Genomic DNA, 18,165 nt, shown 5'->3' with positions numbered 1-18,165 from the left:
ATTACTTTTCTACTTTGAGATTAAACCTAACCACGCTTTGGTCATCATTTTGTGGCGTCATCTCCACCGCGATAGATTCACCGTGGTATTCAGCACATCCTTCAATAAGCCCTAAGCAAACATGAGACATACACCTTGCGCTTTTGTAGTCAAAAACAAGTTGTGCTTCGGTCGTGGTGATAAAACTGAATTCAGGTGGCTCAGCATCTGGATAGAGCTTCTTCACTTCAACATGAATGTAACGCTCTACGTGCTGAATAAATTGAAAGGTGGTATTGCTGTGAGCAAGGCTCGCTTTATTCGGTAATGAGGCCAGTAAGTTCTTAAATACAGACTGCCCAAACACGCGTTGCAAGCTTGCCGCATCAATATCGGTTTTCTTACTCAAGTTGATAATCAACCTGACAAGGTCTTTGTGGTCGTAACTGCCGACCGACGTATAGATCCCTTCATCTTCTGACATTTCTAGAACTTCTTCCAAAAGCTCTAGCCCAAACTTGTCTTCAACAAGCTCTAAAAATTCGGTGAATATGATTCCTTTCATCTCATACCTTTTCTTCTATTTCTTTTTAGAATGGTCCACTAAGTTATTGTTATCAAATTCTTAAACAAAAAATCTACGTTTCGTCACCCAATTTTATGACATCGATAACGCTTACTCGCCTGTATGCACATATTGAATATAGCAAAAATCGTCATTTTGAGGAGATTCATCGGTAAACAGCCCCTCATGACGCCCAATTAATAGCTAAAAGAGGGAAAGTGAATGAAGAAAAACTCGATATTGGTAATCAACCCACGGTTATGTCTATACTTAAAATCATAATAATCAATATATTGGCTTGATATGAATAAAGAAAACTTCCTTCAGCAATTCCAACTTAACCCTACCGTTGGCTATCATCCTGAGTCAGTAGAGCGTGTTTCGCACATCAGTGGCGAGCAATTACGTAAAGCGGCAGTGGTGGTAGGTTTAGTTGAAAGAGAAGATGGTTTACATGTCATTTTTACTAAAAGAGCGGCTCATTTAAAGCATCACCCCGGCCAAGTCAGCTTTCCTGGTGGTAAACACGAACTTTCTGACCCTTCTATGCAATTCACTGCACTCAGAGAGCTCCATGAGGAGGTGGGAATTCGATCGGATCAAGTTAAAATTATTGGGCAATTACCTGCATTGAGTACTATTAGTAAATTTTCTGTGACGCCGATTGTTGCCATGGTCGATCCTGACTATAAAGCCATCATCGATGAGAACGAAGTTGCCTCAATTTTTGAGGTGCCCGCTACCTATGTTTTAGACCAAGCCAAGTTACACAGCCACACTGTTAACTTTAAACAAATCAAGCATCGAGTTTTTGCGATGCCTTTCCAAGAGCACCTAATTTGGGGCGTTACGGCGCAAATCATCCATTCACTGCAGCAACATGTAGTGCAATAAATTACATAGCAACTACGTTTTGTTTAATCTCTGTTAACAAAATCCAGACTTTCTATGGAACAGATTTATTAATGCAATTTTACGCAAACGTTTCCCTGGTATAAATCTATACAACCCCGCCTTTCGCATAAATAAAAGTAATACCAAGCATAAACATAAATCACCTGTGGCACGCTATTTTCGTGATCAAAAATCCGTTTTTCGCATATCATGTGACACGCCGTTTCATTACATGATTTAGATCTATTTTTTGCAGAAGAAAATTCTGCAGAATTAGCCCCGACTTATTTCCTGTTCCCAAAAAATGAGTAATTTAACATGAACACAACAACTTCTTCGGCAAATGCCGTTAAAGATTCAAGCAAGTTTAACTATAAAGATTTTACCTGGTGTTTATCACTATTCGGTACAGCAGTTGGTGCTGGCGTACTATTCCTTCCAATCAAAGCTGGTGCGGGTGGTTTTTGGCCATTAGTTATCCTAGCTCTAATTGCGGCACCAATGACTTGGTTCGCACACAAATCTCTAGCTCGTTTCGTACTGTCTGCTAAAAACCCTGAAGCTGACATTACAGATACAGTAGAAGAACACTTCGGTAAGACTGGCGCAAACCTTATTACTTTCGCTTACTTTTTCGCTATCTACCCAATCGTTCTGATTTACGGTGTTGGTATCACAAACACTGTTGATTCTTTCCTAGTAAACCAAATGGGTATGGAATCTATTCCTCGTCCTCTTCTTTCTGGTGCACTTATCCTTGCTATGACTACAGGTGTTGTATTCGGTAAAGATCTGATGCTGAAAGCGACTTCAGCAATGGTTTACCCACTAGTATTCATCCTACTAGCACTGTCTTTCTACCTAGTTCCGGATTGGAACACTTCAATGATGGAAGTAACACCTGAATGGTCAACAATGCCTTCTGTTATCTGGCTTGCAATTCCAATCATCGTGTTCTCTTTCAACCACAGCCCAATCATTTCACAGTTCTCTAAAGAGCAACGTCGTGTATACGGTGAAAACGCAGTTAAGAAAACTGACGCGATCACTGGCGGCGCAGCAATGATGCTGATGGGTTTTGTAATGTTCTTCGTATTCTCTGTAGTTCTTTCTCTATCTCCAGAGCAACTAGCAACAGCACAAGCACAGAACATCTCTGTTCTTTCTTACCTAGCAAACGTACATGAGTCTCCACTTATCTCTTACATGGGTCCTCTAGTAGCGTTCGCAGCGATTACTTCTAGCTACTTCGGTCACTTCCTAGGTGCTCACGAAGGTCTTGTTGGTCTAATCAAGTCTCGCTCTGGTTCTTCAATCTCTAAGATTGAAAAAGCATCTCTAGCGTTCATCGTTGTTACAACTTGGATTGTTGCGGTAGTTAACCCAAGTATCCTAGGTATGATTGAAACAATGGGTGCTCCAATGATTGCAGCTATCCTGTTCCTAATGCCTGTGTTCGCGATGCAGAAAGTACCAGCTATGGCTAAGTACAAAACTTCAGCACCTGTGCAAATCTTTACAGCTTTATGTGGTCTAGCGGCTATTAGTTCTGTAATCTACGGCGCTCTTTAATCTCAAGCCCTTTTTATAAGATGGCATCCATCTTATATCGCGAGATTAGACAAAAAATATAATGATAATAAATGAGCCTCCCTACTCCCCTTGGGAGGCTCTCTTTTTGAGGTAATCGCTATGATTAGTGTATTTGATATCTATAAAATCGGTGTTGGTCCATCGAGCTCACACACAGTTGGACCAATGAAAGCGGGTAAAGAATTTATTGATGACCTACGTTCAATGGGAAAATTGCGCGACATCACTAAAATCACCGTGGACGTATATGGATCACTATCACTGACAGGGAAAGGTCACCACACAGATATCGCAATCATCATGGGTCTTGCTGGCAATACTCCTGAGCGTGTTGATATCGATTCTATTGCTGGCTTCATTGCTCGCGTAGAAGAAACTGAGCGCCTTCCTGTTGGCATGCACTGTCATACAGTATCGTTCCCACGCGATGGCGGTATGAACTTCCACACTAGCAACCTTTCTCTACACGAGAACGGCATGAGCATTCATGCATGGGTTGGTGACGAAGTTGCATACTCAAAAACGTACTACTCAATTGGTGGCGGTTTCATCGTTGACGAAGAGAACTTCGGCAAAGAAGAAGAAAACCCAATCAAAGCACCTTACGAATTCACAACAGCTGAAGAGCTGGTTAATCAGTGCAAAGAAAGCGGTCTTTCTATCAGTACACTGGTTATGAAAAACCAAGCAGCGTTCCACTCAGACGAAGAGTCTCGCACTTACTTCGCTAACATCTGGAAAACTATGCGTGAGTGTATGGATCGCGGTATGAATACTGAAGGTATCCTGCCTGGTCCACTACGTGTTCCTCGCCGTGCAGCAGCACTTCGCCAACAGCTAATGACTTCAGAAAAAACAACCAATGATCCAATGTCGGTTGTTGACTGGGTAAACATGTTTGCTTTCGCAGTAAACGAAGAAAATGCAGCTGGCGGCCGTGTAGTAACGGCACCAACAAACGGCGCATGTGGCATCATCCCTGCTGTATTGGCTTACTACGATAAGTTCATCCAAACAGTGACAGAGAAAGATTACATCCGTTACTTCGCAGCTTCTGGCGCGATCGGTGGTCTTTACAAGCGTAACGCTTCAATCTCTGGTGCTGAAGTTGGCTGTCAGGGTGAAGTTGGTGTGGCATGCTCTATGGCTGCTGCTGGTCTTGCTGAGCTTATGGGTGGTAGCCCTGAGCAAGTATGTATGGCTGCAGAAATCGGCATGGAGCACAACCTAGGTCTAACATGTGACCCAGTTGCTGGCCAAGTACAAGTACCATGTATCGAGCGTAACGGTATTGCTGCAGTTAAAGCAATCAACTCGACTCGTATGGCACTTCGTCGTTCTTCTGCTCCTACTGTTTCTCTAGATAAAGTTATCGAAACAATGCTAGAAACAGGTAAAGACATGAACGCTAAATACCGTGAGACATCTCAAGGTGGTTTGGCTGTTAAGGTTGTTTGTTAATCATTCTGAATTAATAAACCGATAATAAAAAAGGAACGCCGCGGCGTTCCTTTTTTGTATCTGAAGCTTTTGGAGCTAAAGCTTGGTGACTGATTGATTCAACCGACCAAATTGTTTTGTTAAATCACTTGCGAGATAAGCAGGAAGCAACCAAACAGCAGTGAGAACAACATCATTGCGCTGCCACCTTCTGCTCGGTATCGGTCATCAGCAACTTTCATGAAACGCTGTTTGTGGACCATAACCAGAGGAACAAACACCGCTAGGAACACCAAGATGATACCTGCGTAATTCAGTACTTGTAGGAACTTGTCTGCCGCAAGCAATGAACCAGCCAACGGCAAGATAAAGCTGATGCAGTACGTTACCGCTGTATTTTGGTTGAACATGTCTTTGTTCTGGTTGAACAACGCCATCGCCACACCAAAGAAAGAGGTCAACAACGCCAAGCCCGTGAAGGTAGACAGAACGTTACCCACCCAAGGAGACTGAGCCTCAAACGCCGCCATCAAATCTGATACGTTCTCAAAGCTTCTGAATTGATCTTCACTCAAGTTGCCCACTACCGCAAACAACCAACACAAGTAACACACTAATGGGATCAGAGAACCGATGATCACCATGTTACGCAGCTGTTTATCTGTCGCTTCGTGGTTGTAAGAAACCAAGGTTGGAATCACCACCATAAAGCCAAAGCTCGTAAACAGGATGGCACTGGTTTTGATTAGATCAACGTGGTCATGGCTGGTTACCTGCATCAAGTTTTCTTGAGTCATGCTCGGCGCTAAGAACGCCATGGTGGCAAACAAACTAGCAAGCATCACGAAGAACAATGCTCGATTGAGCTTATCAATCACACCAGTACCACTTGCGACTACTGCGCCAGCAAGCAAGGTAAACACGGTTTGGCTGGTAGTCGCGGTAATTTCGACGCCAAAGTTAGACAGTAACTTACTCAGCAAGTCACCTGCGCCCAGAATGTAAGCCATTAATAGGCAAATCAACAACGCGTATAGCAAGCCGTTGGTAAGCAACTGACCTTGTTTACCCAAGGTTTTTCGGGCAATAGAGTTTAATCCTAGACCGCCCCCCGCTTTGATGGTCGCTTCTAGAAGTAGTAATGCTGCGTAAGTCGTACCGAAGCAGATCAGTACCATAAGCAGTGTGCCGTAAAGCAATCCGAATTGAGCTAATACCATTGGGATCGCAAGCATACCAGCACCGAGAGCGGTACCAGCGATAATTAGGGAGCTACCCATCATTTTAATATTCATTGTTTTTAACTTATTTGTTTAGTTTTTATAGATGTGAGTCTTCGTTCATCGAGCGGATGACAAAGGAGTTCAGATAGAAATAAAGTTATAAAACGAATAACAATAGGAGCGATAAGCGGTAAAGAAGCGTGCAGAGACGTTGTCGAACAGGGCGTTCAAAGGGGAGCTTGTCTTAAAAGAGGTAAAACGAGAAGCGTGAGTAAGCATTAACTGATGTGGTGAACCTTCCGTAGGTTCAATAATCGGTGATGTAATCTTGAATTTCATGTATGTGTCCAATAAGTCACATTCCATAGTATTTGAAGCAGCGTATCCGTTGCTGCCCTGCCTCTATCATAGAGGTCTTTTCATCTTATCGAATGAGCCTCGAAACACAACGCTATAACCACAATTTTTGCTATTAAATTGAACAAAACAACCATTTGGATATAAATCGACCACTAAGTCGTCTAAAACAATAGTCTTTATTGATAAAAGACAAGCGGACAAATACATCGAGCTAATTAACAACCTAGGCTTTTCTAATTATCAGCACAATCAAAACAAGATGCTGCACTTCAATTTTCCCAAAACAACAGTCTGTTTTAAGAACAGCGAGGAGCTTGAAGCGCGTTCCATTTCAACACTAGGTTCCGCACAAACTTGCTACATCACAGAAGCATAACCACAATCGGAGTGTGGTCACACAATTCGTTATACCCCATAGGTGGTAGGAATTCTTACTAGTACAGTATTTGCGTCATTATAATTAATAAAAACAAACACCTTATGCGCTCAACAATCACCTTTAAAATCCTAGTGGCCCTCGCCATCGTGTTCACCTTTTTGCTGGCAATATCGACCTATTTCCAATATTCGCAACAAAAGCAACTTGTAAACTCAGTGTTAAGTGAGCAGCTTCACGACAAAGCAAGTAACTACTTCGATAGCCTCAATATGATGATGCTCACCGGCACCATGGCACAAAAAGAGACCCTTCGTCAGAAAGCACTGGCTCAAGAAGGCATTGAAGACGTTCGTGTTTTACGCGCCGACGCTGTCAGCAAGTTATATGGCCCAGGTAATGACAACCAAACACCGGTTGACGATATTGATAAACGAGCGCTAGCGGGCGAAACCGTTATCGAACCTTTTTCTGCTGATTGGGGCAAAGGCTTGGTTATTGCTCTGCCAATGAAGTCGAGTGAAGATTACCGAGGAACCAATTGTGTCGCCTGTCATATGGCACCAGAAGGTGAAGTCTTGGGTGCGATTCGTCTCGAATATAACCTTAACCATGTTAACTCGCTGATTAACACTCAAACCATGGCTGCTATTGGCATTATGGCAGTGATCTCGTTTGCCGGATTTGTCCTTACGATGGGATTAATTCGTAAGATTATCGTGCGCCCGCTGCAACAGACTTCTCGCTTTATGACCCAAGTCAGCAACGATAAAAACCTATCCACTCGCCTGCCGGAACAAAGCAAGGATGAGATTGGCACGCTGGCTAACTCCATCAACTCGTTCATGGGAACCGTATCTGACAGCTTAGAAAAGGTACAAAGCACCTCGCACAAGTTAAATGCGTCTGCCAACCAACTGACTAGTGTCGCGCAAATTACCGAGCAAGCCGCCAGCGACCAGCAAAGCGAAACCGCAGAAGTGCAACACAATGTCGAAGGAATACAGGCACAGCAAGTCAATGTAGAACAAGCGACTTTAACGGCTTCAGAGCTTATTAATCACACCGCCGATGTGGCATGTAAGCGTGCCAACCAAGCACACGACGCAAGCAGTGAGATAAAAAACCTCGTTAGCAGCATAGAAGAAGTGAAACACAAAATACTGACACTCAATGAGCAAACCGGAGAGGTCTCTTCAATATTGAGTGTGATTCGTGGCATTGCTGACCAAACCAATCTTCTGGCCTTGAATGCAGCGATTGAAGCAGCTCGTGCGGGAGAACAAGGTCGTGGGTTTGCGGTAGTGGCAGATGAAGTTCGCCACCTTGCATCGCGAACCGCAGAAGCAACAGGCAGCATTGAGTCAATCATTCATCAATTCCAGCAAGGCAGTGAAGAGTCGCTAACTTCTGCCGATCGCGTTTGCGAACAAGCCCATCAAAGCTCAACCGATATCGACGCACTTTCAATTGAAATTAATGGTGTGGTCGAAGAGATGAAACAGGTGCTGGCTCACGCACAGAATATTCAGCAGCAAACACAATCCACCACACAAGCGACTCAAGATGTTCAACAAAAGGTTGAAACCATCACCTCTCACGCCAACAACACGTCGCAATCCGCGGCTGAAACTCGCAACATCAGCAATGACTTAGAAGAGCTGTCTGATCACCTTGAGTCACTGATTAATCAGTTTACTTTGTCGAGTACAAAGAAGAAGTCATAGATCGCCAACAAAAAAGCGCTCAACAATGAGCGCTTTAACTTCATAACAATGTCTAGTTCAGGCTTTCAGGCTTTCAGGCTTTAAAAGTACCTTAAACCAAGATTAGTGCGTAATGGAAACCGCGGTTAAGTCTTTATGCTTGTGATACATCGCGTGTTTGACTATCAGATTCGCACTCACGCTATCCATTCCTGACACTTCAACGTAAGCGCCCTTTTTACGGAACTTGAACACAACCTTATCAAGCGCCTCAACAGAGGTATTATCTAAGAATGACGCATCAGATATATCGATGGTCACTAAAGAGGTCGCGTTGTCATAATCAAATAAGTCGACAAACGCATCTGACGAAGCAAAGAAGACATGGCCTTTTACTCGGTGAATGGTGTGCATTTCGTTGGTCACGACTTCATCGGATATAAACACCATAGATTTGCTGGCATGTGCGTAAAACAGAGCCGACAACACCACGCCAACCGCAACACCTATTGCTAAGTTATGAGTAAACACCACCACCGCCACGGTTGCTAGCATGGTTACATTGGTTGGCAGTGTGTGATCTTTAAGCTCAACAATAGAACGCCATGAGAATGTGCCGATTGAAACCATGATCATCACAGACACTAAAGCCGCCATCGGTATAAGCTTCAACCAATCAGAAACAAACACCACCATTAGCAACAAAACAACCCCTGCGATCATGCTGGATAATCGGGTTAAGCCGCCTGATTTGATGTTGATGATCGACTGACCGATCATTGCGCAGCCCGCCATTCCACCAAATAATGAAGCAACGATGTTCGCAACGCCCTGCCCTTTACACTCATTGTTTTTATTGCTTTCAGTATCAGTCAGGTCATCGACTATGGTCGCTGTCATCAAGGATTCCAACAAGCCAACCAGAGACAGAGCAATCGAATATGGCAGGATGGTTGCAAGCGTCTCAAACGTGAATGGAATATTAGGAATCAAGAACACAGGCAGTGAATCGGGAAGCTTGCCCATATCGCCAATCGTTCTCACATCTAAGCCGAAGAGCAAACTAATGATTGTCAGAGCAACAATCGCGACCAGTGGGGAAGGTATTGCACGACCAAACTTGGGAAAATAAGGAAGCAGATAAATGATCGCCAAACCCAAAGCGACTAACACGTAAACGCTTGACGGGAAGTTGATTAATTCAGGAAGTTGAGCCATGAAAATTAGAATGGCGAGCGCGTTAACAAATCCAGTAATCACCGATTTGGAAACGAAATTCATCAGGTTACCAAGCTTGAGATACCCAGCTGCGATCTGAATGACGCCAGCTAGGAATGAAGCGGCGAGTAGATATTCTAATCCGTGCTCTCTCACTAAAGTGACCATTAGTAGCACCATAGCGCCTGTTGCACCGGAAATCATTCCCGGACGACTGCCAACCAAAGCAGTGACGACACAAATACAGAACGAGGCATAGAGCCCTACTTTATGGTCAACGCCTGCAATAATTGAAAATGCGATGGCTTCAGGGATCAATGCGAGTGCAACCACAATCCCAGATAATGAATCTCCTTTAACGTTTGATAACCAGTGTTTTTTTAAATAATTAAGCATGTAATTCTCTTTTACTTGTACAGCCAGTCCTGCCTTGTTGAGACATAATTTGATCGACTGTTTTTCTTGAATGAGCGAGCGCTCGAAAAGTGCGGGTGTAGAGAGAATGCAGGGGTTAAGGCGGCGTAATTAACACGTAGATATTAAACTCCTCTTGTTGCTTTAGTGGGAAATTAAGAAGGTGATCAAGTCCAAAATGACTGAATCCGCGCCAATGTAGAGTGAGTCTCAACACAATCACACTCCCATTATTGAAAACAAAGGTTTCGATTACGCCATGCTCGTTCAGCAGCTCACATAGGGTGAAAGGTAAGGCTGACGCTAAGATCGAACAAAAAACACACCCTCAAACCTATTTATCGTCAGTAGACACAATATTTCTTTCACCAAGCAAGAATAAAGGTTGAAGCTGTCGGTATGACAGGTAATATGTTCAATCGATTTAAAAAGTTTATACAACTTAATGTTTCGGCTAATTATTGTGCAAATGTATATTTATTTGCAGCAATGCCAGAGACTTTGAGTTGAATTTGTCCCTCAATGGAGAATGAAATCAACATGACTTACGCGCCTGTAACAGACGTACTTGGCGGCAAGCTAGCGGTAGACAGTGAAGTAACTGTTCGCGGCTGGATCCGTTCACGTCGTGATTCCAAAGCTGGAATCTCTTTCCTTGCCATTTATGACGGCTCTTGTTTCGACCCGATTCAGGCCGTGGTTCCTAATAATCTTAATAATTACGAAAACGAAGTATTAAAGCTAACAACTGGCTGCTCTGTTGAAGTAACGGGTAAGATTGTTGAGTCTCCTGCGAAAGGTCAAGACTTCGAACTAGCAGCAACTGACGTTAAAGTTGTAGGCTGGGTTGAAGACGCTGACACTTACCCAATGGCTAAGACACGTCACTCTATCGAATACCTTCGTGAAGTTGCTCACCTACGTCCACGTACAAACGTGATTGGCGCAGTAGCACGTGTACGTAACTGTCTATCTCAAGCGATTCACCGTTTCTACCACGAGCAAGGCTTCTTCTGGACTTCTGCTCCGCTTATCACTGCATCTGATGCAGAAGGCGCTGGTGAAATGTTCCGTGTTTCTACGCTAGACATGGAAAACCTACCACGCACTGAAAAAGGCGACGTAGACTTCAACGAAGATTTTTTCGGTAAAGAGACGTTCCTAACAGTATCTGGCCAACTTAATGCTGAAGCTTATGCTTGTGCACTAAGCAAGGTTTACACGTTCGGTCCTACGTTCCGTGCTGAAAACTCAAACACAAGCCGCCACCTAGCTGAGTTCTGGATGGTTGAGCCTGAAGTTGCGTTTGCAGACCTTAACGATGTAGCGAAACTGGCTGAAGACATGCTTAAGTACGTTTTCGCTGCTGTTCTTGAAGAGCGCCGCGACGACCTTGAGTTCTTCGCTTCTCGCATCGACAAGCAAGCAATTACTCGTCTAGAGCAATTCGTAGACGCTGATTTCGCACAAGTTGACTACACTGACGCAATCCAAATCCTACTAGACTCTGGTAAGAAATTTGAGTTTGACGTTGAGTGGGGCATCGACATGTCTTCTGAGCATGAGCGTTACCTAGCTGAAGAGCACTTCAAAGCACCTGTTATCGTTAAGAACTACCCGAAAGACATCAAAGCTTTCTACATGCGCTTAAACGACGACGGCAAAACAGTTGCAGCAATGGACGTACTTGCACCAGGCATCGGTGAAATCATCGGTGGTGCACAACGTGAAGAGCGTCTAGACATTCTAGACGAGCGTATGATTGCTATGGGTATCGACCCTGAGCACATGAGCTGGTACCGCGACCTACGTAAATACGGTACAGTGCCACACGCTGGTTTCGGTCTTGGTTTCGAGCGTCTAGTATCTTACGTAACAGGTATGGGTAACGTTCGTGACGTGATTCCATTCCCACGTACACCACGCTCTGCAAACTTCTAATTCGAAACCTATTCGATATTAAAAGTTAAGAACAAACAAAAACCTCCGCACTTGCGGAGGTTTTTTTATGTTCGGAATAAAACGAGTCCAGATGCTTCTGCGTGCCACTATCTGAGACTCATTATTTCAAAAGCTAATCCACATCTTGGTCGATAGCGTATTTTATTGCAAGACCGCAAATTGCCATCATAACGAATGGGATCGCGGCAGTGGTGTATTCCGCCCACGCCATATCAGCGAATGCTTTTGCCAGCAGTACGTGGCCGAGAATAAGCAGAAGCGCACACACAATAGCGACAATAATCAGCTTAACTTCATTTCCCATAGTCATTTTCAACATAACGGTATCTCCAATATTTGGTCTACCGTTATTGAATCACAACTCTTTGGTCAATTAGGCGTACAGTTACCCCACAAACAACCCGTACAGTTGGAATGATTGTCTTTTTTATGAGGGACTTAAGGTTTTACGAGTGCGTAAGTTGATGTGCCAGTTTGCCAAGCCAGATGAGCGCCTGTTCTTTCTCTTCTGTCAGTTCATAAGAGAAGTTCAATCGTATCGCGTTATCCACTCTGCCATGCTCACTAAACAGATCGCCAGATGCAACGCTAATACCTTGTTCGATAGCCAGTTGATGAAACTGTTGGCTGTCGAATTTTTCAGAAAAGCGAATCCATATCAAGTAACCACCAGCCGGCTCTTCAATCTCTATTGAATGCGGAAAGTACTGCTTAATGACATCGATAAATCGCTCTTTCCTGACGACAAGGTTTTTACGCAGTTTACGAAGGTGATTGTCGTAGCTTTCATGCGTTAAGAAATGAGCGACACCAAGTTGAACAGGAGCGCTACTCGATAACGTAGAAAGAAGCTGTAACTTTTGAATCGCGTCGTTAAAACGCGTGTTCACAACCCACCCTACTCGATAACCAGGACACAAACTTTTTGAATACGACCCACAAAGCAAGACGGAATCGGTCTTATCGAAGGCCTTTAGTGGCTTCGGCTTATGCCCTTCGTAATAAAGATCGCCATACACGTCATCTTCAATAATGTAGGTTCCATGCTGTTCTGCAATCTCTACCACACGGCGCTTTGCCTGTTCCGACAAACTGGTTCCCGTTGGGTTTTGAAAAGTCGTCATCAGCCAACACGCTTTAACATCTTGGTTTTGTAGCGCGTTTTCAAACTGCTCTATATTCAACCCATTGATTGGGCAAACGTCCACTTCGATCGGGTTAAGCCCGAGCCTCTCGACAGCCTGCAGAGCACCATAGAATGCGGGAGACTCAATCACGACGTTATCACCCGACTTGGTGACCGTTTGCAGGCTCAAGTTGAGCGCCTCCATAGCACCCGACGTAATCACGATGTCTTGATGATTAACCGTAATCCCTTGCTGCAGATAACGCTGTGCGATTTGCCTTCTCAAGGACTCACTGCCCGGTGGTAAATTATTTATCACACTCGCGCCAGTCATCTTCCTACCCGCGCTGGCAAGGTTTCGAGTCAAGGTAGGTAACGGGAAAAGGTCGGGATCTGGGAATGCAGAGCCGAAAGGAATCACACCTTCGGCTGAACTCGACTTCAAGAAATCAAATAAGCGGTCATTAATGGCTTTCTTTTCACTAACGAGTGGCTGTGCGTAGTCAACGCCGTCCAGCCTTGGCGCTACAAAGTAGCCCGACTGAGGTTTAGCGATGATCCACCCTTCGCTTTCTAGCAACTGGTAGGCTTGTAAGACAGTACTATTGCTGACGTTGTAATTTCGACAACTCATGCGTACCGAAGGGATCTTCTCTCCGGATCGCCACGTATTGTTGGCTATCTGAGTTCGAATATCCTTTGCAAGCTCTTCATAACGCGCCATCTAATTGTACTACCTAGAGAAATTCTGTGAGCCGGTGATTTTATCACTTACGCCAACAACTATTGCTGCTATCCATATGATCGCACCTAATTTCCACAATAGTGTGAATTGGTTCACAGATAACTTTGTAAGCTTTGCTAAGTTTGTACCCAAGGTAGGAGCTAAGTTGGCTTTCTACCTCAATAATTTGATGTAACCCAAAAACATGCGAGATAACAATGAAAAAAATAGAAGCAGACCAATTAAGTTATAAAGGAGAGTCAAACGGTGTTCACAGTTGGACAACACCGAGCGGTCAGCCATATTACTGGCACCCAGATTGGCTCCATATTGCTGAAGATGCGACAGGCTCACATCCAAAGCAAAAGATCGATGTCGAACAAGACCAAGCACCAACGGAAAAACACGCGGTGTCTGCTATTCTGAAACACATCAACCAATGGGCTGCAGACAAACTAGCGTCTCACCCTGAGATTGAAACCAGCTCAATCGAAGCTGAAATCAATCTCAAAAAGTAACGGGTTAAAGTAGATAGCGAACTCAATCACGCGCGATTCTAACCCAATACACAGACTGAATAGCCTCGACCCTCGACCGGGGCTATTCAAGCATCTTCATAAAAATGCTGCAATAACCCCCACCTAGCTAACAAATCTCTAACACAAACCAGTTTCTTGTATCAATCCACGAAAGCTATCGATAGAATTTCCGGTCTTATTCACGTCAGTTATGCTAATCATTCGCAATTCTAAAGTCGTGAATCAATGAATGCGTAAATCTAATAAGAATGAGAACAAAGGCTTACCGATGGATACTTCAAATTACAATCAATCGCTAACGACTAAGTTATACGTCATTGCTGGCGTGCTGTTTGGCACCTATGGCAGTCGGGTGTGCCCTATGCTCGATAGCTTAACGACGTTAGAGATTTTCACACAAGTCAGTATTGTGTTTATCTTATTATGGCTCGCACGTCGTTACCCATTGGCGCAACATACCTTGGTCAAGCAAGGCCGATTCACGCAACTCGATACCCTGCTATTTTTTGCTGCAAGTGTGCCTTTCGCGCTCTACTACAACTTAAGCTATGAATTCACCATAGATAGTAATTTGAAGGTGCTGTTTGGCATGAGTCTATTCGGCTTCTTTACCGGAACCATTCTTCAATTGAATGCCAAGCTCAGCCAAATGGATAAAATGGAGACGACTGGACAATTCGACTTCCAACTGGTTGGTGAAAGAAGTTCACTGGTCAAGCAGATGATAGGCTTGGTTATCGTGCTTCTGGTAACACTGACAACTATGTTGACGATGATTGCCGTTAAAGACATCTTCTGGCTAGAACACAACCCTGACCGCTTATTGGATGGCACCGGCAAGATCAGCGTGATCAAAGAGTTTATTTATTTGGCTGTGGTACTGGGTGGCTACGCGATAACCATCATGACGCTTTGGAGTAAGCTAATTAAGCGTATTCTCCTAAGCCAAGAGCACGCATTAAACAAAGTCACCAATGGCGAGCAAGGCGTTCGCTTACCTATTTTCGGCTACAACGAGCTTGGATCAATGGCATCTATGACCAATACCATGCTTGATAGCCTTGAAACCGCGCAAAACGAAGTGAAAACCACACGTGACGTGGCCATTGTGAGCTTATCGGCATTGGCTGAATCTCGAGACAATGAAACGGGCGCACATATCCTAAGAACTCAAGAGTACGTCAAGGTGCTCGCACAAGAGCTCAGCAAATCAGAAACCCACTCAAGCTTGTTAACACCAAACTACATCGAGTTGCTCTACAAATCTGCGCCTTTGCACGACGTGGGCAAAGTAGGTGTTCCTGATAGTGTGTTATTGAAGCCGGGCAAATTGACGGACGAAGAGTTTGAGATAATGAAAGGTCACCCCGCGATTGGGGCTGAAGCGTTATCTATTGCAGAAAAGCAGTTGGGAAGTAGCTCTTTCTTAAGAGTCGCAAAGGAGATATCTCTGACTCACCACGAGAAATGGAATGGCAGTGGTTATCCTAATCAGTTGTCTGGTGAAGATATCCCGTTATCTGGCCGTTTAATGGCATTAGCTGATGTTTATGATGCGCTCATCTCGAAGCGAGTCTACAAGCCAGCCTTTACTCATGAACAAGCTAAACAGATCATCTTAGAGGGCAATGGGACGCATTTTGATCCGCAAGTTGTCCAAGCTTTTCTGGTCGTCGAACAAGCGTTTGTTTCAATTGCTGCGACCTACAAAGATGGCAAAAATGTAGCGAGTGAACTCGAGCGCGAAAGCTTTATTGCTCAACCAGCGTAATCTATTCAAAATCCACTAACTTCTTGCACCCTATAGGTTAATCCGTAGGGTGTTTTGTTATCAAATATCCTCTTTAGTCAATAAATCTGATTGAAATGGATTTTTTTTGGTCTTTCTGTTCACTTCGTATTGTCTTAAAAATTCCATACAGGTATAACTACCCATAGATACTATCCCCTCTCAATTGACATGGATGAAGATTATGTTTGAAAAAGTGTTAGCTGCTCCCGCCGATCCTATCCTCGGCCTTACTGAAGAGTTTAAAAAAGACTCTCGTGCAGAGAAAATCAACCTTGGCGTTGGCATCTACAAAAATGAAGATGGTCAAACACCAGTACTTAAAACAGTAAAGAAAGCAGAAGCTGCACTTCTTGAAAACGAAAAAACCAAATCTTACCTAACGATTGAAGGTACAGCTGAATACGGTCTAGCGGTTCAGAAACTTCTTTTCGGTTCAGACGCAGAGATCGTTGCATCTCAACGCGCTAAAACAGCACAAGCTCCAGGTGGTACAGGTGCACTTCGCGTAGCGGGTGAATTCATCAAGCGCCAACTGGGCGAAGTGAAAATCTGGATCAGTAACCCAACTTGGGCTAACCACAACGGCGTTTTCGCAGCTGCGGGGATCGAAACTGCTCAATACAGCTACTACAACGCTGAAACTAAAGACAAAGACTTCGCTGGCATGGTTGCTGACCTAGAGAAAGCTTCTGAAGGCGATATCGTTCTTCTTCACGGCTGCTGTCACAACCCAACAGGTATCGACCCAACAACTGAAGAGTGGGAAGTACTGGCTAAATTGGTTGCTGAGAAGAAACTGCTGCCTCTATTCGATTTTGCTTACCAAGGTTTTGCAAAAGGCGTTGAAGAAGATGCTGCTGGCCTACGTATTTTTGCTCAATACAACAAAGAGATCCTTGTTGCTAGCTCGTTCTCTAAGAACTTCGGCTTGTACAACGAGCGTGTTGGTGCATTCACTCTGGTTGCTGAATCAGCAGACGTAGCAACGACAGCATTCTCTCAAGTTAAGAGCATTATCCGCTCTATCTACTCTAACCCACCAGCCCACGGCAGTGCTGTCGTTACTCACATCCTTGGTGATGCTGATCTACGTGCTGAATGGGAAGCAGAAGTGGCAGAAATGCGTGACCGTATCCAAGAGATGCGTGAACTATTCGTAACGACACTGAAATCAGAAGGTGTTGATGCAGACTTCACATTCATCGAACGTCAAAACGGCATGTTCTCGTTCTCAGGTCTAAGCAAAGAACAAGTAACTCGCCTAAAAGACGAATTCGCAATCTACATTGTTGGTTCTGGCCGTATCAGTGTTGCTGGTATGACTAAGTCAAACATGGGTCCTCTATGTAAAGGTATCGCTGCGGTTCTTTAATCGAAAAGCGAAACCTGTATTTGCAGACCAATAGATGTGTAAAAGCCAGCAATTAAGCTGGCTTTTTTGTGTCTGTCTCTTTGTATATAAGAGCTATTAGTGCACTTAGCCTTTTCGTTACTGGCTAATACTCTAGGAAAAATTCCACTCCTAGCTCGTGAGTACGCTCGCTACGAATTTTACCTTCACCATCTCGATGTTGATATGACCCACCAATCGCAAACTTATTGGTCACTAGATAACGTAAACCTAAGTGATAGACCTCTTCATCAAACAGGTCACTTCGATTCACTTGCACACTCCCGTTAGCTATCCAACGTTTCGCAAAGCCATAGTTAAGCTCAGCTTTTACCCCTTGGATGAACTCAGTGTCTGAAGATTCAGTTCGGTTGGTGTCATTATCTTCAACCTTACCTTTAGTGATACCAAGCAGGTAGTAAGCCACTATATCTAAATCTTTCTTAATGCTGTAACGGTAACCAACACCTGGCATCAGCGTATCAATTCGAGTTGTGGTGTCATCAGGGTGAATAAAGCGTGCGCTGTAGTCTCCCAGCAACAACCAATCATTCGTCATCGCGTAACTGACGCCTAATCCATACGACGAGGCGTTATTATTACTTCCTGCATCTTCATTTAAACTGCCCGAATGCGCCGTGGCATAAATATGGTCGTAATCTAAAATATCCACCGCGTTAGTGTCCGCCCACAAACTTGGAGAAAACATAAAAACCGCAGATACAAAACTAAGCTTCCACTTCGACATTCCTATCATCCTTAAACTGTCACTCCATTAATTGAAAGGTTAGTCTATCCATAAGACTTTAAAAAGGTTTTAGCTCACAGATTGATTTGTGACGGCAAAATATTATCAAATGTTGT

Annotated in this window: 15 protein-coding genes; 8 read left to right on the top strand and 7 right to left on the bottom strand. The window is 44.1% G+C overall.

Going from position 1 to position 18,165, the window contains the following annotated elements:
* Position 1: 1 nt before the first annotated feature.
* Positions 2-544 (bottom strand): heme NO-binding domain-containing protein, encoded by a 543-nt coding sequence (locus AB4133_RS03690; RefSeq protein ID WP_017060423.1) that lies wholly within the window; start codon positions 542-544, stop codon positions 2-4.
* A gap of 303 nt (positions 545-847) precedes the next feature.
* Between AB4133_RS03690 and AB4133_RS03685 the strand changes: the two genes are divergently transcribed.
* The 3 genes from AB4133_RS03685 to AB4133_RS03675 all read left to right on the top strand — a co-directional run bounded on the left by AB4133_RS03685 (position 848) and on the right by AB4133_RS03675 (position 4,492).
* Positions 848-1,438: a CoA pyrophosphatase gene (locus AB4133_RS03685; RefSeq protein WP_372223987.1), complete on the top strand. Its 591-nt coding sequence runs from the start codon at positions 848-850 to the stop codon at positions 1,436-1,438.
* A gap of 318 nt (positions 1,439-1,756) precedes the next feature.
* The gene (locus AB4133_RS03680; protein WP_017065422.1) at positions 1,757-3,010 is read left to right on the top strand and encodes an aromatic amino acid transport family protein; all 1,254 of its coding nucleotides are present in this window, start codon (positions 1,757-1,759) and stop codon (positions 3,008-3,010) included.
* Positions 3,011-3,130: 120 nt separating this feature from the next.
* A complete protein-coding gene (locus AB4133_RS03675) occupies positions 3,131-4,492 on the top strand; it encodes an L-serine ammonia-lyase (protein ID WP_017060420.1) in 1,362 nt (453 codons plus the stop codon).
* Between the two features lie 119 nt (positions 4,493-4,611).
* Here the strand turns inward: AB4133_RS03675 and AB4133_RS03670 are convergent, their stop codons facing one another.
* Entirely contained in the window at positions 4,612-5,754 is a 1,143-nt protein-coding gene (locus AB4133_RS03670) for an amino acid permease (RefSeq protein WP_017065421.1), read from the bottom strand.
* Positions 5,755-5,835: 81 nt separating this feature from the next.
* On the bottom strand, positions 5,836-6,033 hold the full coding sequence (locus tag AB4133_RS03665; RefSeq protein ID WP_048611631.1) for a hypothetical protein: 198 nt from the start codon (positions 6,031-6,033) through the stop codon (positions 5,836-5,838).
* A 501-nt stretch (positions 6,034-6,534) separates the two neighbouring features.
* Between AB4133_RS03665 and AB4133_RS03660 the strand changes: the two genes are divergently transcribed.
* Positions 6,535-8,157 (top strand): methyl-accepting chemotaxis protein, encoded by a 1,623-nt coding sequence (locus tag AB4133_RS03660; protein WP_372223986.1) that lies wholly within the window; start codon positions 6,535-6,537, stop codon positions 8,155-8,157.
* A gap of 102 nt (positions 8,158-8,259) precedes the next feature.
* Here the strand turns inward: AB4133_RS03660 and AB4133_RS03655 are convergent, their stop codons facing one another.
* Positions 8,260-9,750 (bottom strand): SulP family inorganic anion transporter, encoded by a 1,491-nt coding sequence (locus AB4133_RS03655; protein ID WP_372223985.1) that lies wholly within the window; start codon positions 9,748-9,750, stop codon positions 8,260-8,262.
* Between the two features lie 558 nt (positions 9,751-10,308).
* On the opposite strand from AB4133_RS03655, the gene asnS reads away from it, so the two are divergent.
* Complete coding sequence (gene asnS, locus AB4133_RS03650; RefSeq protein ID WP_017060416.1) at positions 10,309-11,709, top strand: asparagine--tRNA ligase; 1,401 nt, start codon at positions 10,309-10,311, stop codon at positions 11,707-11,709.
* Positions 11,710-11,842: 133 nt separating this feature from the next.
* On the opposite strand, the gene AB4133_RS03645 is transcribed toward asnS, so the two are convergent.
* Positions 11,843-12,049: a hypothetical protein gene (locus AB4133_RS03645; protein ID WP_004734707.1), complete on the bottom strand. Its 207-nt coding sequence runs from the start codon at positions 12,047-12,049 to the stop codon at positions 11,843-11,845.
* Between the two features lie 127 nt (positions 12,050-12,176).
* Entirely contained in the window at positions 12,177-13,580 is a 1,404-nt protein-coding gene (locus tag AB4133_RS03640) for a PLP-dependent aminotransferase family protein (RefSeq protein ID WP_017065418.1), read from the bottom strand.
* A 218-nt stretch (positions 13,581-13,798) separates the two neighbouring features.
* On the opposite strand from AB4133_RS03640, the gene AB4133_RS03635 reads away from it, so the two are divergent.
* The 3 genes from AB4133_RS03635 to AB4133_RS03625 all read left to right on the top strand — a co-directional run bounded on the left by AB4133_RS03635 (position 13,799) and on the right by AB4133_RS03625 (position 17,283).
* A complete protein-coding gene (locus AB4133_RS03635) occupies positions 13,799-14,098 on the top strand; it encodes a hypothetical protein (RefSeq protein ID WP_065677452.1) in 300 nt (99 codons plus the stop codon).
* 250 nt (positions 14,099-14,348) lie between these two features.
* Positions 14,349-15,890: an HD-GYP domain-containing protein gene (locus AB4133_RS03630; protein WP_069597131.1), complete on the top strand. Its 1,542-nt coding sequence runs from the start codon at positions 14,349-14,351 to the stop codon at positions 15,888-15,890.
* A 202-nt stretch (positions 15,891-16,092) separates the two neighbouring features.
* Positions 16,093-17,283, top strand: coding sequence for an amino acid aminotransferase (locus AB4133_RS03625; RefSeq protein ID WP_017065416.1), 1,191 nt, complete (start codon positions 16,093-16,095; stop codon positions 17,281-17,283).
* A 124-nt stretch (positions 17,284-17,407) separates the two neighbouring features.
* On the opposite strand, the gene AB4133_RS03620 is transcribed toward AB4133_RS03625, so the two are convergent.
* Entirely contained in the window at positions 17,408-18,049 is a 642-nt protein-coding gene (locus tag AB4133_RS03620) for an outer membrane beta-barrel protein (RefSeq protein WP_372223984.1), read from the bottom strand.
* Between the last annotated feature and the right edge of the window lie 116 nt (positions 18,050-18,165).

The sequence above is a fragment of the Vibrio sp. 10N.286.52.F8 genome (assembly GCF_041468745.1).
In the GTDB taxonomy this organism is placed as follows: domain Bacteria; phylum Pseudomonadota; class Gammaproteobacteria; order Enterobacterales; family Vibrionaceae; genus Vibrio; species Vibrio crassostreae_C.
Note: the sequence above shows the minus strand (reverse complement) of the source record. Positions and strands in the feature narration are given on the sequence as shown.

Coding starts and splice junctions, on each gene's coding strand:
- AB4133_RS03645 (WP_004734707.1), bottom strand. CDS start 12,049: ATGTTGAAAATGACTATGGGAAATGAAGTTAAGCTGATTATTGTCGCT.
- AB4133_RS03630 (WP_069597131.1), top strand. CDS start 14,349: ATGCGTAAATCTAATAAGAATGAGAACAAAGGCTTACCGATGGATACT.
- asnS (WP_017060416.1), top strand. CDS start 10,309: ATGACTTACGCGCCTGTAACAGACGTACTTGGCGGCAAGCTAGCGGTA.
- AB4133_RS03670 (WP_017065421.1), bottom strand. CDS start 5,754: ATGATGGGTAGCTCCCTAATTATCGCTGGTACCGCTCTCGGTGCTGGT.
- AB4133_RS03675 (WP_017060420.1), top strand. CDS start 3,131: ATGATTAGTGTATTTGATATCTATAAAATCGGTGTTGGTCCATCGAGC.
- AB4133_RS03685 (WP_372223987.1), top strand. CDS start 848: ATGAATAAAGAAAACTTCCTTCAGCAATTCCAACTTAACCCTACCGTT.
- AB4133_RS03635 (WP_065677452.1), top strand. CDS start 13,799: ATGAAAAAAATAGAAGCAGACCAATTAAGTTATAAAGGAGAGTCAAAC.
- AB4133_RS03620 (WP_372223984.1), bottom strand. CDS start 18,049: ATGTCGAAGTGGAAGCTTAGTTTTGTATCTGCGGTTTTTATGTTTTCT.
- AB4133_RS03640 (WP_017065418.1), bottom strand. CDS start 13,580: ATGGCGCGTTATGAAGAGCTTGCAAAGGATATTCGAACTCAGATAGCC.
- AB4133_RS03660 (WP_372223986.1), top strand. CDS start 6,535: ATGCGCTCAACAATCACCTTTAAAATCCTAGTGGCCCTCGCCATCGTG.
- AB4133_RS03655 (WP_372223985.1), bottom strand. CDS start 9,750: ATGCTTAATTATTTAAAAAAACACTGGTTATCAAACGTTAAAGGAGAT.
- AB4133_RS03625 (WP_017065416.1), top strand. CDS start 16,093: ATGTTTGAAAAAGTGTTAGCTGCTCCCGCCGATCCTATCCTCGGCCTT.
- AB4133_RS03680 (WP_017065422.1), top strand. CDS start 1,757: ATGAACACAACAACTTCTTCGGCAAATGCCGTTAAAGATTCAAGCAAG.
- AB4133_RS03690 (WP_017060423.1), bottom strand. CDS start 544: ATGAAAGGAATCATATTCACCGAATTTTTAGAGCTTGTTGAAGACAAG.
- AB4133_RS03665 (WP_048611631.1), bottom strand. CDS start 6,033: ATGAAATTCAAGATTACATCACCGATTATTGAACCTACGGAAGGTTCA.